The 24,542-nt window shown below is 32.2% G+C and carries 22 protein-coding genes; 14 read left to right on the top strand and 8 right to left on the bottom strand.

The window, feature by feature from the left end; translation table 11 throughout:
* Positions 1-429 precede the first annotated feature (429 nt).
* From GQR97_RS02105 to GQR97_RS02085, 5 genes are all read right to left on the bottom strand, one after another.
* Complete coding sequence (locus GQR97_RS02105) at positions 430-2,061, bottom strand: aryl-sulfate sulfotransferase (RefSeq protein WP_158844677.1); 1,632 nt, start codon at positions 2,059-2,061, stop codon at positions 430-432.
* A gap of 103 nt (positions 2,062-2,164) precedes the next feature.
* On the bottom strand, positions 2,165-5,068 hold the full coding sequence (locus GQR97_RS02100; protein ID WP_158844674.1) for a YCF48-related protein: 2,904 nt from the start codon (positions 5,066-5,068) through the stop codon (positions 2,165-2,167).
* Between the two features lie 604 nt (positions 5,069-5,672).
* Complete coding sequence (locus GQR97_RS02095; protein WP_158844671.1) at positions 5,673-6,014, bottom strand: hypothetical protein; 342 nt, start codon at positions 6,012-6,014, stop codon at positions 5,673-5,675.
* Positions 6,015-6,078: 64 nt separating this feature from the next.
* Positions 6,079-6,354: a hypothetical protein gene (locus GQR97_RS02090; RefSeq protein ID WP_158844668.1), complete on the bottom strand. Its 276-nt coding sequence runs from the start codon at positions 6,352-6,354 to the stop codon at positions 6,079-6,081.
* Between the two features lie 344 nt (positions 6,355-6,698).
* Positions 6,699-7,616 (bottom strand): AraC family transcriptional regulator, encoded by a 918-nt coding sequence (locus GQR97_RS02085; protein WP_158844665.1) that lies wholly within the window; start codon positions 7,614-7,616, stop codon positions 6,699-6,701.
* Between the two features lie 232 nt (positions 7,617-7,848).
* Between GQR97_RS02085 and GQR97_RS02080 the strand changes: the two genes are divergently transcribed.
* The 4 genes from GQR97_RS02080 to GQR97_RS02065 all read left to right on the top strand — a co-directional run bounded on the left by GQR97_RS02080 (position 7,849) and on the right by GQR97_RS02065 (position 12,538).
* On the top strand, positions 7,849-9,348 hold the full coding sequence (locus GQR97_RS02080; protein ID WP_158844662.1) for an aldehyde dehydrogenase family protein: 1,500 nt from the start codon (positions 7,849-7,851) through the stop codon (positions 9,346-9,348).
* Positions 9,349-9,426: 78 nt separating this feature from the next.
* On the top strand, positions 9,427-9,789 hold the full coding sequence (locus GQR97_RS02075; RefSeq protein ID WP_158844660.1) for a DUF779 domain-containing protein: 363 nt from the start codon (positions 9,427-9,429) through the stop codon (positions 9,787-9,789).
* 215 nt (positions 9,790-10,004) lie between these two features.
* A complete protein-coding gene (gene acs / locus GQR97_RS02070; RefSeq protein ID WP_158844657.1) occupies positions 10,005-11,912 on the top strand; it encodes an acetate--CoA ligase in 1,908 nt (635 codons plus the stop codon).
* Positions 11,913-12,007: 95 nt separating this feature from the next.
* Positions 12,008-12,538 (top strand): GNAT family N-acetyltransferase, encoded by a 531-nt coding sequence (locus tag GQR97_RS02065; RefSeq protein ID WP_158844655.1) that lies wholly within the window; start codon positions 12,008-12,010, stop codon positions 12,536-12,538.
* 86 nt (positions 12,539-12,624) lie between these two features.
* Here the strand turns inward: GQR97_RS02065 and GQR97_RS02060 are convergent, their stop codons facing one another.
* A complete protein-coding gene (locus tag GQR97_RS02060) occupies positions 12,625-12,945 on the bottom strand; it encodes a winged helix-turn-helix transcriptional regulator (RefSeq protein ID WP_158844652.1) in 321 nt (106 codons plus the stop codon).
* A gap of 141 nt (positions 12,946-13,086) precedes the next feature.
* Between GQR97_RS02060 and GQR97_RS02055 the strand changes: the two genes are divergently transcribed.
* The 10 genes from GQR97_RS02055 to GQR97_RS02015 all read left to right on the top strand — a co-directional run bounded on the left by GQR97_RS02055 (position 13,087) and on the right by GQR97_RS02015 (position 21,887).
* Positions 13,087-14,085, top strand: a complete 999-nt coding sequence (locus GQR97_RS02055) for a YhdH/YhfP family quinone oxidoreductase (RefSeq protein ID WP_158844650.1) — start codon at positions 13,087-13,089, stop codon at positions 14,083-14,085.
* A 162-nt stretch (positions 14,086-14,247) separates the two neighbouring features.
* Entirely contained in the window at positions 14,248-14,748 is a 501-nt protein-coding gene (locus GQR97_RS02050) for an ASCH domain-containing protein (RefSeq protein ID WP_233267588.1), read from the top strand.
* Between the two features lie 230 nt (positions 14,749-14,978).
* Complete coding sequence (locus GQR97_RS02045; protein ID WP_158844647.1) at positions 14,979-15,428, top strand: hypothetical protein; 450 nt, start codon at positions 14,979-14,981, stop codon at positions 15,426-15,428.
* Positions 15,429-15,587: 159 nt separating this feature from the next.
* Positions 15,588-17,498, top strand: coding sequence for an AAA family ATPase (locus GQR97_RS02040; RefSeq protein WP_158844644.1), 1,911 nt, complete (start codon positions 15,588-15,590; stop codon positions 17,496-17,498).
* A 629-nt stretch (positions 17,499-18,127) separates the two neighbouring features.
* Entirely contained in the window at positions 18,128-18,829 is a 702-nt protein-coding gene (locus GQR97_RS02035; protein ID WP_158844641.1) for a hypothetical protein, read from the top strand.
* Between the two features lie 158 nt (positions 18,830-18,987).
* A complete protein-coding gene (locus GQR97_RS02030) occupies positions 18,988-19,623 on the top strand; it encodes a hypothetical protein (RefSeq protein WP_158844639.1) in 636 nt (211 codons plus the stop codon).
* 105 nt (positions 19,624-19,728) lie between these two features.
* Positions 19,729-19,917 (top strand): hypothetical protein, encoded by a 189-nt coding sequence (locus tag GQR97_RS19645; protein WP_199269901.1) that lies wholly within the window; start codon positions 19,729-19,731, stop codon positions 19,915-19,917.
* 51 nt (positions 19,918-19,968) lie between these two features.
* The gene (locus tag GQR97_RS19855) at positions 19,969-20,094 is read left to right on the top strand and encodes a hypothetical protein (protein WP_262885922.1); all 126 of its coding nucleotides are present in this window, start codon (positions 19,969-19,971) and stop codon (positions 20,092-20,094) included.
* A gap of 124 nt (positions 20,095-20,218) precedes the next feature.
* The gene (locus tag GQR97_RS02020) at positions 20,219-21,046 is read left to right on the top strand and encodes an endo alpha-1,4 polygalactosaminidase (protein ID WP_158844636.1); all 828 of its coding nucleotides are present in this window, start codon (positions 20,219-20,221) and stop codon (positions 21,044-21,046) included.
* Positions 21,047-21,323: 277 nt separating this feature from the next.
* Complete coding sequence (locus GQR97_RS02015; protein WP_158844633.1) at positions 21,324-21,887, top strand: porin family protein; 564 nt, start codon at positions 21,324-21,326, stop codon at positions 21,885-21,887.
* A 58-nt stretch (positions 21,888-21,945) separates the two neighbouring features.
* Here GQR97_RS02015 and GQR97_RS02010 read toward each other — a convergent pair whose 3' ends face one another.
* Together GQR97_RS02010 and GQR97_RS02005 are read right to left on the bottom strand one after the other, a co-directional pair.
* Positions 21,946-22,611, bottom strand: coding sequence for a PolC-type DNA polymerase III (locus GQR97_RS02010; protein ID WP_158844630.1), 666 nt, complete (start codon positions 22,609-22,611; stop codon positions 21,946-21,948).
* Positions 22,612-24,531, bottom strand: a complete 1,920-nt coding sequence (locus tag GQR97_RS02005) for a DUF294 nucleotidyltransferase-like domain-containing protein (RefSeq protein ID WP_158844627.1) — start codon at positions 24,529-24,531, stop codon at positions 22,612-22,614.
* Positions 24,532-24,542: the final 11 nt, after the last annotated feature.

Here is a 24,542-nt window from a genome sequence, read left to right as displayed (position 1 = left end):
ATAGTGTTTTTCTCAAAGGCTTAGGTATTCAAAACTATACTTGTATTTTTTAGTAGGCATTACATTTACTATTTATATCTATTAGGATGTAACTGGATTTATAATATGATTTCATTTAGGCAGCGGCATAGTATCAGCCTTCTTAAAGCATCAAATACATACTGAACAAAGTAGGAGAATTTATGTATTAAAAATAATTTGGACGTTACCCTATTAAAAAATGGAGAGTGCTTTTCGTTATATCTTTTTAAACAATTCTTTTAAGGAGCGATAAGTAGTCTATCAATTTTTAGTTTCATAATAATTATTGTGCTCAAGTTTAAAAAAAGGATGCCGTAGCAACCCCTAACGCCGGTGCTTATATTATTTTATATCGAGATAAACTCACCTGAAAACCTTTTAAGAATGGTGGGTTTAGTAGGTTTAATTTTATGCCTTAATAATTTTTTTTCTGAAATTTTCCTCATCAATTTTTAATGTCATTATGTACAATCCTGACGAAAAAGAAGAAACATCAATTTGTGTTTCCAATTTTTTAATGGACAGGGTTTTTAAAAGAGTTCCAAAAGTATCATAAAACATAATACGGTCAATAGGTTTATTGCTCTTTATGGTTAAGAGTTGTTTGGTTGGTATTGGGTAAATCTTAAATTCGACTTTAGTTGTCAATTTAATAGATAATGATTCGCAACCCGACAAATTTGGGTTTGTTTCAATTGGCAAGTAAGGTGTTAGGTTACGATTGTTAAAAGCAGCATAATCCATGGCGTATTTTGTAGCTCGGAAAACTAAATTCCCATTTGGTATATCGCCTTGTGAAAGAACACCTGTATTTATAACAGGGTTTACATAGTCCCAAACTATGTTTTTTTCATTATTAATTTCAAAAATGCGACCAGAATCTCCATCACAAATTAAAATATTCCCATTGGGTAACATTTGAGAACCAGATACAATAGCGGAATAGAAACTTTGTGGTATGGCTTCATTATGGTAAATGTAATCGGGTTGTTTTGGCCCGAAGGTTTCATCGCTTTGTAAAGGATATAAACCACTTTCATTGATAGGAGGCGTTATGATAAATACTTCTGAAAAATTTGGAGATCGATCACTTCCATTATTAAAAATCATTAGTTTTCCTGCTTGCGGAAGTCCTTCTGGAATCCAATGTGGAAAGTGCTGGCCAAATAATTTCTGTGAGGTTATATCTCCCTTATTGTACGCTTCAGGATTGCCCCAACGATATAAGAAATCACCACCTTTATTGTAAATACCACCTGTATTGGATGCTGCTATTGCTGTACTTTGAGTATGTTCAATAATATATATTTCGCTCATTAAACGCGAGCTTAATATAATTTGTTTTAGGTTTTCGTTATATTGAATAGAGTTATAATGCAACCAATTGGCAATTGGTGGGTTTTCGTTTAAATAATTAATATTGAGTTTTTCGGAATGCTCCGAAACAATACCAAAATCAGGTTTTGTGTTATCAAAATCTTGAATTAGGTGGTCCTTTATGTTCCATTGCCACACAATGTTAGCCATATTAGTTCCTATGGGCTCTATTTCAATAATTTGCTCATTATATAGGTTAGCTACTATTGTATTGGGGTTGCGGCCTAAATCTATGGCTTGTTGGTTAGATAGTTTTGTAACAGCCAAAGCTAGAATGTTACCATTGGGTAAAGGGCAAAAATCATGATGCAAACGTTTATTGTTGTCCGAATATTCAAAACTCCAAACTAGATTGCCGTCCCAATCAAATTTTTCAATTCGACCCGTAACACCTCCAAAGAAAATAGTTGAGTTATTTAGGGTTGCTGAACGTAGTAATGATCCATCTTCTAATAAATAAACAACTCCTATTGAAATATATTCACTTGTCCATTCATTAATGCGTTGCCCACAATTATCAATTAAATAGGTTTTTTTTCCAAAAGAAAATAAGGTGTAACCTTCAAAAGCTTCGGAGGAATTAATAATGGTTCCAACCGTATTTTGGCTAAATCCAAGATTTAAATTAAAACACAGTAAGAAACAAAAAAAATAAAATTTCATGTTTTTAAAATTTCGGAGAACAAATTGTTATTGTAATAAAATAGCACACACATACTAAAAATATTTGTTTTTAACCTATATGCGCTATTAATGGGAGTAATGCTTATTGTTTTGTAAAGCGTTTTACAACAACACTTGTAGATGTTTTAATCTTAATGATATATATTGAAGCTTGTAAGTTTGTGGTATTGATTTGCACGGATTCTTGTGATTTATTTACAGACTCATTGATTACCATTCTTCCGTTTAAATCGTAAATATTTATACTATTTATTTCCGTATTTAAGTTGTTTTTAATGTGTAACACATGATCTGTGGGGTTAGGGTACAATACAAACTTGTTATCATTTTCATGTTGAGACAGACTTAAAGTACCACAGTAATTATTAGTATCGGTAACAGTTACGAGTGCTGTTTTAGTACTTTCGTTATCAGAGTCATCTTTAACAGTTAAGGTAACTGTTCTATTTTCTCCTACATCGGAACATGTAAAAGTTGTTATGTCTAAACTTAATTGTAAATCTGGTCTTGGCGTGTAATTCTTACCCGTAGCAATACCAGTTGTTCCCCCTAGATCTCCAGAGATAACGGTTTCCGGTACTCCAGTTCCATCAGCAGGAGCTTTCAAAATATAATCTTGAAGATTATAATAAGAACCACCTGTTATAGAATAATAAATTTCATTCGATTTTGGAGCAAAATCTATAGCATAAGGTATACCTGTAATACTTGTGTTTGTATAAAGCGCATAAGGTGTTTCAGTCCCATCTGCTAAAGCAGTATAAACCGCATTTAAATCTTTTTCAATCCAAAATAAACGACCTGTTACTGTATCCATTGTTATTAGTGCTGGATTATCTACCGTTAGGAAGTTCTCGGAAAGTGATGTGCCATCTGTTTGAACTTTACTAATACCTGCTGTAGTTACAAAGTATAATGTGTTATTTGTGGTATCTAAAGTAATTCCTTTAATATCACCTGCTATTAAAAGCGTTGGATTTCCACTTCCGATAGCTTCAGAAAAAATACCATCAGTTGTAGCTGTGTAAACTGTTTGTGTTGTGTTTTCTATTTCAAAATCAATGGTAGTGCCATAAGAAAATTGTCCAGTATAATGATTCATTGGGCTATTGCCGTTTATTGGGGCTTTCATAACATAATTTTTATCATAGCTACCACCTGCAACAAATAATTCGTTAGTTAATTCATTTATTTCTAAAGCACCATAATTTCCAAAATAGTTACTACCTCCATAATCACCGACTACAGACCAATCTACAGCAATTTCTTGTGGTGTTATATCAATACCTGGTATAAATGACCATAGTTTATTGGTTTGTCCTCCAGATAAGTAAATAGGGGGAGTACTTCCTGCACTAGAAGAACAGTTATCACTTGATCCAAAATCAATATCTTCTGGCGTAATACTAGCATTACCAGTAACATCTAGAGAAACACTAATATTTTGCGTTAAAGCCACTGGTTTTGAAATATCACCTCCAACAGTTAATTCAAACGTTTTTTGAGCTGTATCATTTCCTTCGTCTTCAACAGTAACAGTAATTGTAACAATACCCGAAGTGCCCGTTTCTGGCGTAATATTTAAAACTTTAGTTTCTGTACTTCCAGTTACCAAAATATTGGCATTGGTAACAATGGTTTCATTGTTAGAAGTTGCGGTTACCGTTAAATTAGCAGGAAGTGATTCAATATCACTCACAGAAATAGGTACAGAGTAACTTGTAAAAGACTGACAATAACTTACATCATCAATATCCACCATATTTGGCGATTGATTAATATAATTAAAACCACCAGATGTAATCGTTCCTCCAAAATTTGTAACAGCAAGATTTCCTGATAAGCCAGGACCAACGGTTAATGTTATTTGGGTAGGAGAATCTACTGTAAAGCTTTGCACATCTACTCCTCCTAAAGTAATATTTTTTGTTCCATTAAAGTGCTCTCCCGTTATAACCATAGTATCTCCATATGTAGCAGTTGTTGGAGAAAAGCCACTTATAATTGGTGGTAATGCTATACTATAGGTTTGTAAATCATCATAGGCTAGAGCAAAACCAGTTGTTGCTCCAGTGAAAAATACAGATCTAAAAGACTTATATTGATCGGATTGTAAGGTGTTTTCATCTGTCCATGTTAAACCTCCGTCAGATGTGTGTTTAATGGTTCGTTCATTTCCAACAACCCAACCGTTATTAGCATCTATAAAAAAGATGTCATTTAAGCTTGGAGAACCATAATCTTGACTTATTATGCTTGTCCATGTGGCTCCAGCATCGATAGATTTTTTTATAATACCATATTTTCCACATACGAAAGCCGTATTTGCATCCGTAAAATGGATAGCATTATGGGTTGTATAAAGCGTTCCTGCATTTTGCTCTACCCAAGTTACACCGGCATCAATTGTTTTTAATATTTTATTTCCACTGCCTACAGCGTAACCAACTGTTTCTGAGGTAAAATATATATCGTTGAAAGAAAATCCTGAAGGCAAAACTTTTAACCAAGTTAACCCGCCATCCGTTGTACGATAAATATAGTTAAGCCCACTAGCCCAGCCATGTGTTTCTGAAATAAAATAAACGGAATAAATAGATTCTGACCCTATGGTACTACCAGCTTGAACCTTTGTCCAGGTATCACCACCATTAGTAGTGTAATATACGTTTAGGTCTCCAGCAGCCCAACCTTTTGTTTCTGAAATGAAATAAATATCTGCAACACGAGTGTTTGTCGCTTGTACAGACCAAGTAGTTCCACCGTCTATAGTTTTTAAAATAGCACCATCATTTCTAGCAATCCATCCAGTATTTGCGTTTAGAAAAAATAGATTGCGGTGTGTTTCATCGGCATCAATTCCTGAAAGACTAGTAACTGTCTCCCAATTTTGGGATTGTACAGATAAGCTAATTAAAAATAAAAAAAGCAAAAATATATTCGCGAAAGAGGCATAAGTTTTTCTTTGAGTAGATTTAAAAATCATAATATTTTTTTAAAATTCTTACGCAAATATATAATTATCTTGTTAAATATCGTTAATTAACCAAAAAAATCGATAAACGGTATGCTGGTTATCAATTTGTTATGTGGTTTAAAAGTGTTTTTATGGAAAGAAACTATAAAATTAATTGTTTTTTATACTACTTAAGTTTCCTTAAAATTTGCACATCAAGTCGACCTTTAGTTTTAAGTATAATCTCTTTTATAAGGTTACTATATAATAGGTGTTCGTGAAAATCGACACTTAGTTCTTGTGCATCTTTTGGTGCTTCAGGGTAAACAAATTTAGTTATTTCCTCCACAAGCTTAATCGTATATTTATAATCAATCCTATAAGCTTCTCAAAGCGCTAAAGGCTTAGTAGAAAATAGTAGAATGCCAAGCAGAGCAGAGGAAGGTGCGTATTAAAAATAATTTGGGCGTTACCATTGCCAAGCTTTTAGGGCTTGGCAATGGTCGGGCTTTCACTACTCAATCTTTTTGTTTTAAAGGAAAAACAAAAAGGATTTCAAACAAACCGTTCAATCCCTAACGCGAGTAATTGCTAGCGGGTTTTTATTTGAAGTTGTTGGGGTTTTCTGCTATGGTTAGTTTATCCGTTTTTTAATTTCAGTAATAACTTCCAATACAACATGCTTATCAAAATCAAATAGAATAAAGTGTTTTTCCTTTCCGTCATAATTCATTCTTATTCTTTCCTTTGTTTTCATTATTTTGCTTGTTGCTCCGGGTAGTATTAAACTAAAAAAGAATACAAATAAGGTTTCTAAATGATTTGTGCTTTTTTCTTTGAAACCAATATCATATAACTTTGAATATAAAAAAACGCCATTTTCCTCTTTGTATTGGTGGTTAATAATTTCAAAGTCCATTTTGTTCAATACAATTTTAAGAAGAGGTGTTTTTTTTATTATGAATTCTTTTTTCATTTGTGATATATATTCTTTAGCCCGCTGAAGCTAATTTACAGCAATTGCTGGTAAAGAATTTTAATTATTTAGCCCAATAGGTAAACCACATAATCCATACTGCATAAAAAATTAAAGGACAAATTATTGCATTAGCGAAAAGCAATAGTGATATTCTTTTTTTTAGAACGTATAATATTAATCCTAGAATAACATTAATCCCGAACAATACTAATACAATTTCTAAAAGTCCTAAAGCAGTGCTTAATTGAGGTTTTGTTTCATAGAACCAAATACTTATAATGATTATTTCAAAAATAGAAACCCCAATAACAGACTTCATTATTTTATTATGTACCATAATTCATGATTTTATTAAATTTAAGTCATTTTTTTTAAACTTTATAAAAATAAGCTTAGAACTTAAAACATACCTGTGTAAATATCAGTAAGTTAGTCTGTTTTGGAGAGAAAAGAATAAACAACTTAATGAAGTAACTACTTCCCAATACGCCATACTAAGTTCCTGTATTTTCTAATATTTCGACTATTTATAATAGTTGCAAGAATTCATGGTTAAGAAATAAACTACGAATTATTTGATATGCTATTTTTAGTATGGTAGCCAACTTGTTTATCAGAGTTCCGCAAAAATTCTATAATTGACTTCAAAAACTTTATTATTCTAAAGTAACATTAAAACTGTTATTTGCTAAGTGAAGCCTTAAATTGTTGAGGTGTTATGAGTTCTACTTTTTTAAATTGTCGGTTAAAATAACTAGTGTTATTAAATCCGGATTTAAAGGCAACTTCGGACATTCGGAAATCTTTCGATTCCTTAATTAGTTTTTTAGAGAACTTTATTTTTTCAGAATTTATATAATCAATCGGAGAAATGCCAAGTGTATTTTTAAATTTCTTATGAAAATGAGAGGTGCTCATGCAAGCCTTTTTCGCTAATAAATCGACACTAATATCCTTATTGGTCAAGTTTTTTTTAATGAATTTAATAACCATACCAATACGAGTATCGTTAAAAATGGATTCGGTATCGTTTAATATAAAAGCTTTGGCTTTGGTTTGTAGTAAACGCACCACGAGTTCTTGTATCATTAAATCGAGTAGAACATCTTTAGAGGTGTTATTGTTGGTAAAGGTGTAAACGAGGCGTTTTACAAGGTGGTTAACATCGGTATTATTAATAAGATGCGATGCGCTTTCGTCTAGTTGCCATGTATTGTTTTCATTCTCAATTGTCACATGGTGATTAAATTTCTGAACTACTTCGTCTATTTTACTACCATCTATTCCTAGAGCTAAACATTGTGTTGGGCTGTCTAGGCTTGCTAACGGGAAATCGATAATCATTTCTTTATTGGTTGGCATTACAACAGATTCACCTGGGAAAAAATCGAAAGATTCTAACCCATTAATATGCATCACTTTTTTACCTGTAAGCATACTTGCAATTATAGGAAAATCGAATTTAAGTGCTACTTTTTCCGCGTAAGCGTGTGTTTCATAAATATTTAATTCGGCATACTCGGCATTGTACGTTGTTCTGTTTTCAACCAAAGTGGTGAGTTTTCTAATGCTTCTATGATGGTTTAGTAATTGGTTCATAATCAATAATACAAATAAAAAATTTGCGCTAAGGGTGATATAATAGATATGTTCAATAATTCGATAACTATGTTCAACTCATTACCGATTTGATAATATAGTTTTATCAAAACTAAATATTAAGCAATTTATTAATAATAAATATATGAATATGTTAAAATATAGCGAATTCATGTTAATTATTGTGGATTGAATTAATAAAAGTTAAACCAACTAAAAGAGACAAGAACAAATGAGTTATTCTAAACCAAAATTTAAGACGTCCTATTCTAATTTTATTAATGGGGAATTTGTCGCACCAATTGGCGGTCAGTATTTTGATAATACATCACCTATTGATAATAGTTTAATTGCGAAATATCCGCGATCGCAAAAAGAAGATGTGGATTTGGCTCTAGATGCTGCCAATGCAGCAAAAGAGTCTTGGGGCAACACACCGGCTGCCGAACGTGCTGCATTGCTAAATAAAGTAGCCGATATTATTGAGGAAAACCTTGAGGAATTTGCCTTAGTAGAAACCTGCGATAATGGGAAGCCAATACGAGAAACTTTAAATGCCGATATACCACTAGCGGCAGATCATTGGCGGTATTTTGCAGCATGTATTCGTGCCGAAGAGGGTAGTGCTACAGAATTAGACGCAAATACCTTATCTATGAATATTAAAGAACCATTAGGTGTGGTTGGACAGATTATTCCTTGGAATTTTCCTTTATTAATGTTATCGTGGAAAGTACCACCAGCTTTAGCAACAGGTAATTGTGTGGTTTTAAAACCAGCAGAACAAACACCTTCTTCAGCGACTTTACTTATGGAAAAAATTGCTAATGTATTTCCTCCAGGAGTATTTAATGTTGTGCATGGGTTTGGGCCAGAAGCGGGTAAACCATTGGCTTCAAGTCCTAAAGTTGATAAAGTAGCTTTTACAGGAGAAACCACAACAGGACAATTAATTATGCAATATGCGTCTAAAAACTTAAATCCGGTTACTATGGAATTAGGTGGGAAATCACCAAATGTTTTCTTTAATTCTGTTATGGATGAAGATGATGCTTTTTTAGATAAAGCCATTGAAGGTGCTGTTTTATTCGCTTTTAATGGAGGTGAAGTGTGTACCTGTCCATCGAGAATTTTAGTACAAGAAGATATTTATGATGCTTTTATGGAACGCGTAATTGCGAGAACAAATGCTATTATTCAAGATAATCCTTACAATGTAAATACCATGGTTGGTGCGCAGGCATCTAACGATCAATACGAGAAAATACAGGCCTATTTAAAAATAGGGGTAGAAGAAGGCGCTAAAGTATTAACTGGTGGTGCTGCTAATAAATTAAGTGGCGATCTGGCAAACGGATTTTACATTCAACCAACTATTTTAGAAGGCCATAATAAAATGCGAGTCTTTCAGGAAGAAATATTTGGTCCGGTAGCTTGTGTTACAAAATTTAAAGATGAAGCCGAAGCATTGGAAATTGCAAACGATACGCTTTATGGTTTAGGTGCAGGAGTTTGGACGCGCGATGCACATCAATTATATCAAATTCCGAGAGCTATAAAAGCGGGACGTGTTTGGGTGAATTGTTATCATGCTTATCCTGCGCATGCACCTTTTGGAGGTTATAAAAAATCTGGTTTCGGACGAGAAAATCATGTAATGATGATGAATTATTACCGCCAGACTAAAAATATGTTGATTTCTTATGATAAAAATAAGTTAGGGTTTTTTTAGAATTAGATAGAGATTAATTAATAGTGATTTAAAAGGTTGAACCATGCAGTGTTCAACCTTTTTTATAAATTTAAAATTATGGAACGAATAGCTATTACAAAAGAAGCGGCCGTTGTTGTGAATGAGTTGAAGGCTAAATATGGCGATCTTATTTTTCATCAAAGTGGTGGGTGCTGCGATGGATCTGCACCAATGATTTTTGAAAAAGGCGATATGTATTTGGATGAAAGCGATATTTTATTGGGCACATTAGAAGGTGTGAATTTTTATATGAATCAGGATCAATTTGAATATTGGAAGCACACGCATTTAACAGTTGATGTTACTAAAGGACGCGGTGCAAGTTTCTCTTTAGAAATTCCATTGGGACTTCGGTTTTTAATTCAGTCTCGACTATTAACAGCTGAAGAATCTAAAATTTTAAACCTTCCAAAAAGTTAGAGATCTATATGCGAAGAAATTTGCGCATAATTTCTGTTAACAAAATGTAAAAAAGGAAGTGTTTTCATATTAATTTATTAAATTAGAAAATGAAATTAAATAACTATTAATTCCAATAATAATTGAATAGATTTTGACAGGTTGCCTTGGTAACTATCCTTACTGTCTAAAGCTGTATCTTTTTAATTTCATTAACACTAAACAACAAACCAACCATGAGTAATTATCACATTAAACATTTAGAAGAATATTATCAAGTCTATAGAAAATCGGTTCGCGAGCCAGAAAATTTTTGGGAAGAAATCGCTGAAGAACATTTTATGTGGCAAAAAAAATGGGATAAAGTACTTAGTTGGGATTTCTCTAAACCCGAAGTAAAATGGTTTGAAGGAGCAGAATTAAATATTACAGAAAACTGTATTGATCGTCATTTGCCAACACGTGGCGATAAAACAGCCATTTTATTTGAACCAAACAATCCAAAAGATCCTGCTGAGCATATTACGTATAATCAATTACATGACCGTGTTAATCGGTTTGCTAATGTTTTAAAAAATCAAGGCGTAAAAAAAGGTGATCGGGTTTGTATTTATTTGCCAATGATTCCCGAATTAGCCATTTCTACTTTAGCTTGTGCTAGAATAGGGGCAATTCACTCTGTGGTATTCGCAGGGTTTTCATCTACAGCATTATCTACTAGAATTAATGATTCCGATTGTAAAATAGTTATTACTAGCGATGGTTCTTACCGTGGCTCTAAAAGCATCGATTTAAAAGGTATTGTAGATGAAGCTTTAGAGAGTTGCCCTGGTGTAAAAGATGTATTGGTTGCAAAACGTATCAATACGGATATTCATATGGAAGCAGGTCGCGATCAATGGTTACAACCACTTTTGGATGCAGCATCGGCAGATTGTAAAGCCGAAATTATGAATGCTGAAGATCCGTTATTTATTTTATACACATCAGGTTCTACAGGAAGACCGAAAGGTATGGTGCATACTACAGCCGGATACATGGTTTATACAGCATATACATTTAAAAATATATTTCAATATAAAGAAACTGATGTTTTTTGGTGTACTGCCGATATTGGATGGATTACCGGCCATAGCTATATTGTTTATGGTCCATTAATAAATGGGGCAACAACGGTTATGTTTGAAGGGGTACCGAGTTATCCAGATTTTGGACGCTTTTGGGAAATTATAGAAAAGCATAAAGTGAATCAATTTTATACCGCGCCAACGGCTATTAGAGCTTTGGCAAAACAGGGGCCAGAATTGGTTGAAAAATACAATTTATCATCCTTAAAAGTGTTGGGCTCTGTTGGAGAACCAATAAATGAAGAAGCTTGGCACTGGTATAACGATAACGTTGGGAAAAGGAAAAGTCCAATTGTTGATACCTGGTGGCAAACCGAAACGGGTGGGATTATGATTAGCCCAATTCCGTTTGTAACACCAACAAAACCAACTTATGCGACGTTACCATTTATCGGGATTCAGCCGGTTTTAATGGATGAGCAAGGTGAGGAGTTAAAAGGAAATCAAGTAGATGGGCGTTTGTGTATAAAATTCCCATGGCCAAGTATGGCTCGAACCATTTGGGGAAACCACCAGCGTTATAAAGATACTTATTTTTCAGCTTACGAAAATAAATATTTTACAGGTGATGGTGCTTTGCGTGATGAGGTTGGTTATTACAGAATTACCGGTAGAGTAGATGATGTTATTATTGTTTCTGGCCATAATCTAGGAACAGCTCCAATTGAGGATGCTGTAAACGAACACCCAGCAGTAGCGGAGTCTGCTATTGTTGGATTTCCACATGATGTTAAAGGAAACGCGCTTTATGGTTACGTAATTTTAAAAGATTTTGGAGAAACTAGAGATCAAAATAACCTAAGGAAAGAGATAAACCAAATGATTACCGAGTCTATCGGGCCAATCGCGAAATTAGATAAAATTCAGTTTACCGTTGGATTACCTAAAACACGTTCGGGTAAAATTATGCGACGTATTTTACGTAAAATAGCCAGCAACGATACCAGTAATTTAGGAGATACAAGTACGTTATTAAACCCTGAAGTAGTTCAAGAGATTATTGATAACGTGTTGTAGATTTTTATTGAAATGATATGTTTTGTCATTTCAATTTTAGGAGAAATGGTATAATGAGAATAGTTTTTATATGAAGAATTGAAGGTGATTAACGAATGAAATACTTGCTTAATAATCAAGAAACCGAACGCCTTTTATTCAGGAAAATAGAAAAATCTGATTTTAACGATTGGTTGGAATTTTATAAAAACCCAAATAGTTCTTTGCATTGGGTTTCTGAGTTAGACAGCCCAGAGATTGAGTGTGAAAAGTGGTATGAAAAACAATTTTATCGTTACAAAAATAATTTAGGAGGAATGAATGTCCTGATTGAAAAAACATCAGGGAGATTAATTGGACATTGTGGGCTTTTAGTTCAAAATGTTGATGCAATATCTGAGTTAGAGATAGGATATTCAATCTTACCTGAATTTTGGAATAATGGTTTCGCTAGTGAAGCTGCTAAAAAATGTAGAGATTTTGCTTTTGAAAATAATTTATCAAATTCAATAATCTCAATTATAAGTCTTACCAATACGCCATCTGAAAAAGTGGCTATTAAAAACGGAATGTGTGTTGATAAAGTAACAGAATATGGCAGGAATAAAGTGAATGTTTTTAGAATTGAGAAAGTAGATTGGCAGTAATTATCAAGGATGATTAATTTTAATTTATTGCCATATTTTATGATTAAAGAAATCAATCCAAGCAAAAAAATAGCAAAAAAATAATATTAAAGAGTATCAATACTTTTTTCAAAAAGTACGCCACCTTTAAACATGCCTTTCAAAACGGGATGAATCTCATTACCTAATTTTGTTAAACTATATTCAACCCTTGGTGGAACTTCAGGAAATGCGGTTCTATTAATCAATCCATCGATTTCTAATTCTTTTAGCTGTTTGGTAATCATACGTTCACTAATATCTGGCATTAATCTTACCAATTCACCATATCTCTTATCTCCTTGAAAAAGATGCAAAATAATAGTGCCCTTTCTTTTTCCTTTAATCGTATTTATAAAAGTATCTATTGGGCAATAACTTTTTTTCATTTTTTTTAATGCTTTTAAGCTTTATAAACAGACAAAACGGCACAAAATGTTCGTATATGTATGAATTGTAAGCTCTTGTATATCAGTGTATTTTTAACGAAATTTGATGTAAAAATAAGTAAAACATATAAAATAACAACTATGAATACGCAATCAACATACAAAGCTTTTAGAATAGAAGAAAATGATGGTAACTATACTTCTTCTATCAAAGAGATGCCTTTTACAGATTTATCCGAAGGTGAATTACTAATAAAAGTACACTACAGCTCTTTAAACTATAAGGATGCTTTGTCTGCTTCGGGAAATAAAGGTGTTACTAGAAATTATCCTCATACACCGGGTATTGATGCTGTTGGAATCGTTGTTTCTTCTAAGTCTTCTAAGTTTAAGGTTTCAGATAATGTTATTGTAACAAGTTATGATTTAGGGATGAATACAGATGGGGGTTTTGCGCAATACGTTAAAGCACCAGCAGATTGGGTGGTAAAGCTACCCGAAAATCTTTCTATGAAAGAAGCCATGACCATTGGTACAGCAGGATTAACTGCTGGTATGTCTGTATTAAAATTAAGTGAAATTGTAAAACCGGAAGATGGCCCAATCGTTGTTTCTGGATCTACTGGAGGTGTAGGTTCTGTAAGTCTCTCGATTTTAAAAAAATTAGGTTACAAAACAGTTGCAATTACAGGTAAAGAAACCGAAATTGAATTTTTAAAAAACCTTGGAGCAGATGAAGTTATTATGCGAGAAGATTTTGAGAACATGGCTAAAAAACCACTTTTAAAACCTATTTATGCTGGTGGTATAGATACCGTAGGAGGAGTGATTCTTGAAAACATAATTAAATCTACATTCCCAATGGGCGTTGTTACTTGTTGCGGGAATGTTGCCTCCCCAAAATTAGATTTAACCGTATTTCCTTTCATTTTAAGAGGTGTAACCTTAATCGGTATAGATTCCCAAAATTATCCAATGGGATATCGAGAAAAAGCATGGGAAAAACTATCTAATGAATGGATGAACGACCAATTAATAGAAACTTCTACTGAAATATCTTTAAATGAATTGAAAGAAAAAATAGATTTGATGCTTAAAGGGAAATTAAAAGGTAGAACGGTGGTTAAATTAGATTTATAAAGAACGTTACAAAACTAAGTGCTGTGTTAAAATATAATATATTAGTTTAATATTAAGGTTATTGCGTGTTTGCTTACATCTTGTTTTTTCTTAAGGAAAGATTCGTACGTAAACACGTGAATTTTTATATAAGTTAGTGTTACCATTAATGTTGAATAAACTATGAAGCGCATAATAATCATTATTTTTTTAATTTTAATTAGCTGTAAGAGCGGAATAAAAACTGAAAGTGACATTGATAAAAGTGTTTATCAAATGTGGAATGATTTTACTGAATCAAATCCCGAATTCAAAACTGGCGAACAGCCCGACTCTGATTATTTTCATAATAATGAAACAGACGCAAATAGGTTAGCAGAATTGATTGTAAATGGAAAAAAGCAAGCAAGTTCTAATTTATATTATTTCTATGAAAAAGCTAATGTCGATTTGCCAAAAATAGGAGCAAAAAGCATTGTAACGGATTTTGATGGAAAAGCTCGAGCAATAATTGAAATTAAAAAAGTAGATACAATTCCATTTAATAAGATTTCTAAAGATTATGCTGAATTAGATATGGGAACGGATATTGAACCCCTAAAAAAATGGAGAAAAGCACATTGGGACTTTTTTACGAGTGCAATGGAAGAAAATGGGGAAACCCAACAGAAGACATGCTTATAGTTTGCGAATGGTTTGAAGTAATATGGATGGAAGAGTATTAATAATAGTTCTTTGTTGTCTCGTTAAAGATTTTGTGTGTTTTTTTTTGATAGCTAGAGGTGTTTATTTAAAAAAGAGACAACAATAGTATTGTAGGATAATTTCCTATATTAGGAGTCTTAAAATAGGTATATGGTTAGTGATAACTATATAACTTTGTTAGCAACCATTTATCACTCATACTCTTTAAAATGAAAAAACCATTAGGAAACATTAACCCGAATATATTTAACATTCCTAAAATGGACATACCAGAACCTAACTGGGAGCTGATAAACGAAAGTTTATCCAACGTTAATCTTGAAGATGTTTTTAATGAACTTAAAGAACAAAACTCGCAGCTTCGAGAAAACAATGATAAACTTGTAAATACTCTAACGGAACAACATACTGAAAACACAAAATTAAGCTCTTCTAATTCACGTTTGACTTTACTTACTATCATAATAACTATAGTTTTAGGTGTGCCAAATATTTTTTCTTTATTCAGTGAAAATTACAATCAAAAAATTCTTTCAGAACAAATAGAACAAAATAAACTGTTAAAAAAACATACTGAATTATTAGATAGTATGTTAATAGAGTCCATTTCTCTTCGGGAGCAACTATTAACCAAGAAAACAACTGACGAAAAAAATTAAAAACGTTTGCTAACATTGTATATAAAAAATTGCTATTTTGTGTTTAATTAATGGTTGTTGCCTATTTGCTTGCATCTGATTTTCCTTCGGAAAATCCTCGCACTCAAACACGCAACTTTCCATATACATAAACGTTGCCAGCAATTAAAAAAAAACTGAATGAGTACAGAATTAGATAATTTTACAACATTTATCCAACTAGCACGAAAGGAATTGAATATTCATCGCCAGGGAGCATTTGAATTAAATTGCGATGAAAACACATTAGACATTTTTGACAAGGTTATTGTATTAACTTCTGATTTAGAATTGAAAGCTACCCAAGGAGAATTAAAAGTAAATTACTTAAATCAATTTCAATCAAATGTCAATAGTATACTATCTACCTTGCCATTTAGAGGACAGCCTGACTCTTCATTCATAGCTCACCAAAATGAACATTGGAAAGAAACCAATAAAAAACATCTAGAACAAAATACTTTAAACATTTCAAATCTATACATACAAATAGAGTTCAATATAGATTTCTTTAATAAAATTGGATATTTCAATAGTAATGTTGTAGCCATTGGTGCAAATGGTAGCGGTAAAACAACTTTATCCAATAAATTTAAAAATTACCTTCAAAACAATGGAGTAGTTATTTCTGCTCAAAGAATTTTATTAGTTCCAAATTTTGATGCAATTTCTAATCCTGCTACCACAGCCAACGAATTAAAACAAACTCAAATAAGAGATAAATCGAATAAGAATGCAAGAGAGTTTAATCATTTGCAACAAGAATTTGCAGTTGTTCTAAAAAACTTACTTGCAGAGAATATTTCAGCAGGTAATAGTTACAGAAAAGAATCTCTAAAATTAGTTTCACAAGGAGAACAAATCAAGAATCCAAATCCAACAAACTTGGATGTTACTTTTGATATATGGAATTCTTTGATTGAACATAGGACTATAAGCTGTGATGATGGAATTAATATTACAGCAAAATCTGATGATGGCAGGTCGTATCCTGCAATACAAATGAGTGATGGAGAAAAAGTAATGCTTTATCTAATTGGTCAAGTTCTTCAAGCACCACCAAATGGATTTATAGTCATTGACGAACCAGAAATGTATTTACATAAAACGGTGCTCAAAAAATTATGGGATATATTAGAAAATAAGAGAAACGATTGTCTTTTTATTTATCTAACACATGATTTAGATTTCGCTACTAGCAGAACGACTGCAAAAAAAATATGGATTAAATCTTTTACTCATCCTGATAAATGGGAAATTGAAGATATTCCTACTGATGAAATACCTGAAACTCTTCTTTTTGAGTTATTAGGTAGTAGAAAAAATATTCTTTTCTGTGAAGGTGTTAAAGGTAGTATTGACGAAAGGGTCTACTCAATACTTTTCCCGGAATTGACAATAATGCCTGTGGGTAGTTGCTTTGATGTTATTAATCATACTAAAGCATTTAATAAATTACAAAATGTAAACACCAAAGCTTTTGGTCTTATTGATTCTGACCATCACGATACTGCTAGACTTGAAAAACTAATAGCAAGTGATATTTATTCATTCTCAGTAGCTGAAGTTGAAAATCTATTTTTGGATTCAGAGTTTCTGACAATTCTCTCAAAACAAATATTAATAGATGAAGTAAATGTTGATTTAATTAAAACTGATGTAATAAAAGAGCTAGATAAATTAAAAGAAATTCAGGCTTCAAATTATGTCAGCACTAAAGTAAATTACTATTTTACTGATAGTGATGTTTCTAAAGGAAACGCTTTAGCTCAATTAGAGACTAATTATCAAAATTTTCTAGATAACATTTCAATCAATGATTGGTTTACGGAACGCATAACCGAATTAAACCAAATTATAGCTAATACAGACTATGATAAAGTTTTGGTTTCTTTTAATCATAAAGGAATTAGAAATATTGCAAGTAAACATTTAAATATATCTGATTTTACGGATAGAAGTATAAAATTACTACAAGGGAATGACGATGCAAAATCAGCGCTGAATAAGTACTTTCCAGAAGAAATAAAAACTGCTGGCAACAATGTATAAAAATAATAGCGGTTTAATCGCTAAATCCAAAGTATGTAAATATAAAAAAGGTCTGTGTTTATCCGAAAAGTTAGTGTGTGTAAATCCGCTACTATTCTTATACTAGACGTTGCCATTCATGCTCACTCAGCTCTAAAAAAAAGTTCTAAAACCGCTTAAAAAGTAGTTTAAAATAATAACTCAAAATATTAATCAACTGACTTTAAAGAATCAATTCGCAAGGTGTACGCGCAAATGATTTCACTCTAATGTTTTTTAAAAAGTGGTTTAAAAGAATAAATCAAAATCTCACCCAACCGATTTTAAAGAATCTATTCGCAAGGTGTACGCGCAAATAATTTCACTCTTATGTTTTTTAAAATCTGACTTGTGCCAAGTAATACGCAACTGTTGCGTCGGACTCTTTTTTGTTGCGTAAAATTTTTATATATTTAATTGCGCAAAAATAATAAAATCACGCATGGCAACATTGTATAAAAATAATACGTGTTTTGTCCTTTATCTAAATTAATAGTGTGTTTACTTGCTTCTGATTTTCCTGCGGAAAATCCTCGCTTACAAACACCGCACTATTCTTATACGTAACCGTTGTGGTTAATTTAGACCATGAAAAATCAACAAACTACTGAATGAAAAAAAACATACTATTATTAATTATTCTTGTACTTAGCCTTAAATTATTCGGACAGAAAAAAGAAGAGTTTAAAGAAATTTATGGGCATTTTGTTATAAAGTTGCATTCGGTTTCTACCCAAAAGTTTGCTGACAGCTTTAAAGCTGAAAATTCTCAAACTGAGATAAAATGGGAAGGAGATGTTTCTCCGTTAACACCTCCACCTCCTCGTGTTCCAGAAATAGCGGTATTCGATAGGCAAAACATTGCAATTCATTTCATAATAATGCCTAAACATTACACCCAATACACAATTCCAAATGATTTTGAAAATGATTCTACAGCAACTTATGGAGTACTTGATGTAATAAAAATAGATAGAGAAAATTTAAATACAACAAAATTCGTCCCACTGAGATATGAAATGTATGAAAGTTATCCAAAAACTTATGCCGACTTTAATACATTTAAATTGCTAAAAGAAAATAGAGAAATCAAAAAAAGAATAGCAGGTTACGACTGTTTTCAAATATTACTTGAAAACATCAAAAATAAAATGATTATAGAATTATATGTTACAGAGGAAATAAAATTGAATTATCATCCAAATTTTAACTATAAGGAAATACTTGATAAATATTACCCATTGCATATAAAAGTTTACAATAAGGATTTCCCTAATGACAGATATGACGAATACAGTTTTTATAAATATTAAAAAACTAACCACAACACCGTATAAAAAAAATTGCTAGTTTTACCTAAACCAAAGTTAGTTGCTCGTTTGCTAGCTTCTGATTTTCCTTCGGAAAATCCTCGCACACAAACACGCAACTTTCCTTATACATAAACGTTGCCATTAATTTGAAGAAACTAATGAACATTAAAACTTTATTCATAATTTTAGCTTTGTCTGTATGGACAAAAGGAGTATCACAAGAGGAAAATTATGACATTTCGAAAACAACACTTTCGGAATTTATTACTTCTGAGAGAGAATTTGTTGGAGGAAAAATCAAAGACAAATCTGTTTACTCGATTGACAAAAATTTAGAGATCGCATCTTACATCAGAAAAGATAATAATATACCAAATCTTGACTTAATTGTGAGATATGTTTATTCTAAAAAAGATTCTATAATCAAAGAAATTAGATACGAATTGGATGTTGCGAATTTTGAGAAAAACAAAGAGAAAACACAGAAAAAGGATTTTAGAAAAGCATTAGTCAAACATTACTTGTTAGTTGAGAAAGGGTTATTATCAAAATTAGGAAAAAGTCAAGTTGAGGGAAAATTAACCGAAGAAACTACCATTAGTGAAAAAACAGATTATTGTAAAAAGAATACTTGGATAATTGGAAATACGAAAATTAATTTGTTATTAGAAATGTCTAATTCCATAAAGCAGAAAAAAAACGAATATCCAAATCACAAAATTTTTATAACATATCGTGTTTTTGACGATAAAAGTAAATCCAATATAACGGAATATATTGCGAAGAAAAACTAATGGCAACACCGTATATAATTAATGGCTAGTTTTAGCTTGCTTACGAAAATCCTCGCGGATTTTGGACTGCTCCCAAAAAGTTAGACACTATTTGAGGGTATTATTATGGGAAGAAAAGTCAAGTATGATTATGCATTTAAACTTCGATGTGTAAATCAAATTGCAAGTGAAGCTCAATTGACAGATTTACAATTAACCTTTATGTTGGCAATGGCGAAACAACATCACTGGACACCGTGGAGAGCTTTACTTCTTGATGATCCAACTCAACACCATGATCTTGTTCATGCATAATCAGTATTTGATTTATTACGTGATTATATATCGGATTTTGATTTTCAACTAATGCTTTCAACTCATGATAGTCAACAGGCTAATTTATTTAGAAGAAAGCTTGAAAATGATGGTATTGAACATAAGGTTTACAAATTAAAAGTGCGTGAGGGTGGTGTTTTTGCCGATTTGATATAATAATGTCAGATGATAACACGCGTTATACATCAGAGCTCCCCTGCATAGCTCCACCACAACCAGCAACTAAAAACGAAATAATAGAGAAATAAAATCGTTCATAATATTAAAATGATTTAATCTTATGAATAAATATTTTATTTTCGCCTTTACATTCTTCTTTTTAGTTTCTTGCAATGAGTCTGATAATTCAGAAGACGCTCCAACTTCAAGTAGTGCTATTCCAATTTATAATCAAGCTTATAATGAAAATTTTGTAGCAGATGAAATCTCAGATATTCTTGTAAATGCAAAAAACGGATATGTTTTGATAGATCCATTTATAGATAATATTCCCGCTTCAATTGCTGCTATAAAAGCAAATGGTAATGAGGTTGGTGCGTATATTAGTATTGGCACAGGTGAAAATTATAGAGATGATTTTACAGCATTGACTCCTTTTTTAGTGGCTACAGCTTGGGGAGAATGGCCAGAAGAATATTTTGTAAATTCTACAACTACAGGCATAATCGATATAATGAAAGCACGTATTGATCAAATTGCCACTTGGGGTTGTGATTGGGTTGAGTTTGATAATATGGATTGGTGTTACGACGATGAATTAAGAGTCACTTATGGGTTTCAAGTTACGGAAGCAGAAGGTGTAGCATATTATCAAGAACTCTGTGATTATGTGCATCAAAAAGGAATGAAATGTATGGCTAAAAATTTGGTGGAGAATGCTTCTGATTTTGACGGTGTACTATATGAATCTTATAGTAATGATAAAAATTGGTGGAATCAATCTGGTGCTCAAAGCTTTTTAGACTCAGGAAAACTTGTTATAATAAATCACTATAACGAAACAAACTGTGGTCAAGTATACTCTGAATATAAAGGTATTTACAATTCGGATTTATCTTTTATCTGCGAAGATGCCAATTTGCAAAAATATGTTCATTATAATGAATGATTTTAGGATGAAACATCTGTAATAATCAGTGTGATTAATATTTTACGTCTGTTTTAAACAAAATTTAAAGATAATATTTTAAGCTCTTTGAAATCGATATTTTTATATTATTAGAGCGTAGTTTTAATTAAAAACTATATCAAAATTAAGATATCCTTCTGTTAAATTTAGAGAATGTTCTGTTAATAAGGGTTAAAAACGTTAAGGCTATTATAAATATAATCTTACAAAGATAAAACCTGTTTAATTTGTTTTAAATCATTAAAATTTAAAACAAATGAAAAAATTATTACTCGTCACTGCTATCACTATTTTGGGATTAGCACAAGTTAACGCACAAGATGTTCAATTTGGTGCTAAATTAGGTTTGAATTTTGCTTCAGTTACAGGAGATGGTAACAGTAGTTTTGATCCGGTAACGTCATTTAATTATGGACTAGTGGCTGAGGTGCCACTTTCTGAAAAGTTCTCGTTTCAACCTGAGGTTTTATATTCTGGTCAAGGTTTTTCTTTTGATTCCGATGAGTCTAGTCTTGTTCAGTTAGATTATTTAACTGTTCCGTTAATGGGAAAGTATTACTTAACTAAAGGCTTAAGTCTGGAGGCAGGACCACAAGTAGGCTTTTTAGTATCTGCTAAACAAGACGATGTTAATCTAAAAGATAATTACAAAGGTTTAGATTTTGGTGTAAACTTTGGGGTGGGCTATAAATTCGATAGCGGACTTAATTTTGCGGCTAGCTATAATGTAGGCTTATCCGATGTTAATGATGTCGATAGTTTTTCGGATAAATATAAAAACGGTGTTATGCAAGTTTCTATTGGTTACTTCTTTTTCTAAAACACATTGTAATTTAATATACTTAAAACCGAAGCCAAAGTGTTTCGGTTTTTTTATTTTATCTACGCAACAAATACCCCCATTTTAAATGCTTGCGTTTATCTAGTCGAGATAATATTTTAAGAAACACCATAGCTGTAATTAACGCGTCTCCACTAGCAGTGTGCCTATCTACTTTAGGTACATTAAGTTCTTTGCATAAATCGTCTAAAGAGTAATGCTTTTTTAAAGTATCCTGATAGATTTTATGTTTAGATTTCTTGAATAAAATACCCGTATCAATAAAATTGTTTTTTAGTTTGCCCAAACCGTTTCTCATCATCATTTCGTTCATCATGTTTTTATCAAAATTGGCATGGTGGGCAATAAGTACACTGTTTTTTATGTATTCTAAAAAAGCTTTAATGGCTTCTATTTCGCTCACTTTTACATTGTTGCCGTTTTTCATGAGACCATGGATTTTAACGGTTTCAGGTCTAAAAATGTCTTGATGAATATAAAGTTCAAAACTATTGCTTACAGGTATGGATTTTCCTGCAAAAGATACCGCACCAATAGATAGTACGCGGTCATCTTTTTTATCAAAACCAGTAGTTTCAGTATCAAAAGCAACAAAGCGTGTTTCTTCAATCAGGCCTTTAGGTTTCTTTTTAAAATGTTCTAAATACTCCAAATAAAATTCGGGATAGTTATCGTTCTTTTTCCTAAACCAATTAAATATCATTTATATAAAGTTTTTTAAGTCGAAACGTAATTTCAAAGTCTCTTGAATATCTTGTATAGGCTTAAAACAGCGCTTTAATTTTAGTTTTTCTTCTTTAGTTAAAGTTTCTAGTTTAATAAACTTTCCCGAGTTGTTATGTAGTAAACCTTGTTTGGTTTTAAATTTTGATAAGGCCTTAAAAGCATAAGCGCAAGATTCGTAGAGTTCTTTATTATTTGGGTCAATTTCGGCCATTTTCTCGAAGCGTAAATAAGTGCTATTTACATTTTTAATTTGGTTGCTTAATACCAGTAAGCGGGCCGCATCAATTAAAGGCATTAATCCACGACTTTTTATATTGAAAAGGTCTTTTTGTTCGCCGTTTTGCTCAACCAAAAATTGTTTAAAAATCCCGAGTGGTGTCGGGCTTTTAATAGCTTCCTTTCCTAAAAACTTATAAAAGAGACTAGACCCTTCTAAAGCTTCAAAAATACTTTCCGATAGGTCGTCAACTAGTTTTTCACTGCCATAAATTCGCGAATAATCAAAAAATATAGAAGATAGTAAAATGGCTTTATCATCTGGACTTAAAATCCAATTCTGAAATTGTGTTTTCCATTTAGAAATAGATTTACACCATTCTGGGTTGTTAGCCATCATATCGGCTTCGCAATATTCAAAACCAATTTTATTAAGAGATTTGGTTATATATTTTGCCAACTGTAAAAAGTACGCTTGGGTTTCTTCATATTTATCTTCTGGAACATCTTCAAATACCAAAGCGTTATCTTGATCGGTAAAAAGTAACTGTTCTCTTCTGCCTTGGCTTCCCAAAGCCAACCAAGAAAAAGGAACCGGTGGCGGCGTTGGCATTTTCTTTAAAGCAATTTCAATGGCACGAATTATTACGGCATCGTTTATTTCAGAAATTACATTAATAATATGAGTTAACGGAATATTTTGCTCTAGATAGCCTTTTAGTAATGTGTTTGCTTTTAATCGGGCTAATCGTAGTTTTTTTGTGCGGTTAGCACGTTTTATTTCTTTTAAAATTACCGAAGGCGTGTTGCCTAATGTGACCAAAACATCATGGTGCGTAAGTACACCAATAAGTCGAGAATTTACCGTGCCGTCCTTGGTAATGCACAAGTGGCTAATATTGTTTTTTATCATTTTTAGCTGACCATCGGCAACTGTTAAATTTTTTTTAGCAGTAATAACAGGCGAACTCATAATGTTTGAAACCGAAGTATTGATGGGGTATTCACCCGTGGCGATTTTATTTTTTATATCGCTATTTGTAATAATTCCGACAGGTTTTTTATGGTCTACAACAATAATACAGCCAATTTTATAGGTCCTCATAAGGCAGGCTGCTTCCTGCAATGTGGAACCTATAGGGCAGGTAATAGGTGTTTTTGTGTAATTTGCTGTTTGGAAGTTAACAATGTCTTGAGAGGTGTTTGGTAAATAATCTTTAAAAATCTCATTATTTTCCTCTGTTGTGTAAGAGTCGTACGCATTGGTGGCAAATGCTGTAATAAGGTACTCGTAAACCTTGGCGTTATTTTCTGTAGCCGACTGGAAGTTTTTAATAGGCAACGCATAAATAATAGTTTCCTCGTTTGCTGTAGCTGTTAGTTTATAATTTTCTCGAGCAATTAGTGGGCGTACACCAAAAATATCGCCCGTATCATTAATAGTTACTAATTCTTGCTTGTTATCGTTGCTGTCTGTGTGAAACAAACTAATGGCACCCGCTCTAACAATATAGAAATACTCGTTTGCTGGTTGGTCTGCCTTAAATAAAGTATCTCCTTTTTCTAAATATACAATAACAACCTCTTCGGCAATTTCTAGAAGTTTTTTAAACGTTATTAAATCGAAGGGTGGATAGATTTTTAAGAAATCGCAAACACGTTCAGCAATCGAGTTTTTCATAATTTTTTTAA

The organism is Algibacter sp. L1A34 (assembly GCF_009796805.1).
Classification (GTDB): Bacteria; Bacteroidota; Bacteroidia; order Flavobacteriales; family Flavobacteriaceae; genus Algibacter.
Note: the sequence above shows the minus strand (reverse complement) of the source record. Positions and strands in the feature narration are given on the sequence as shown.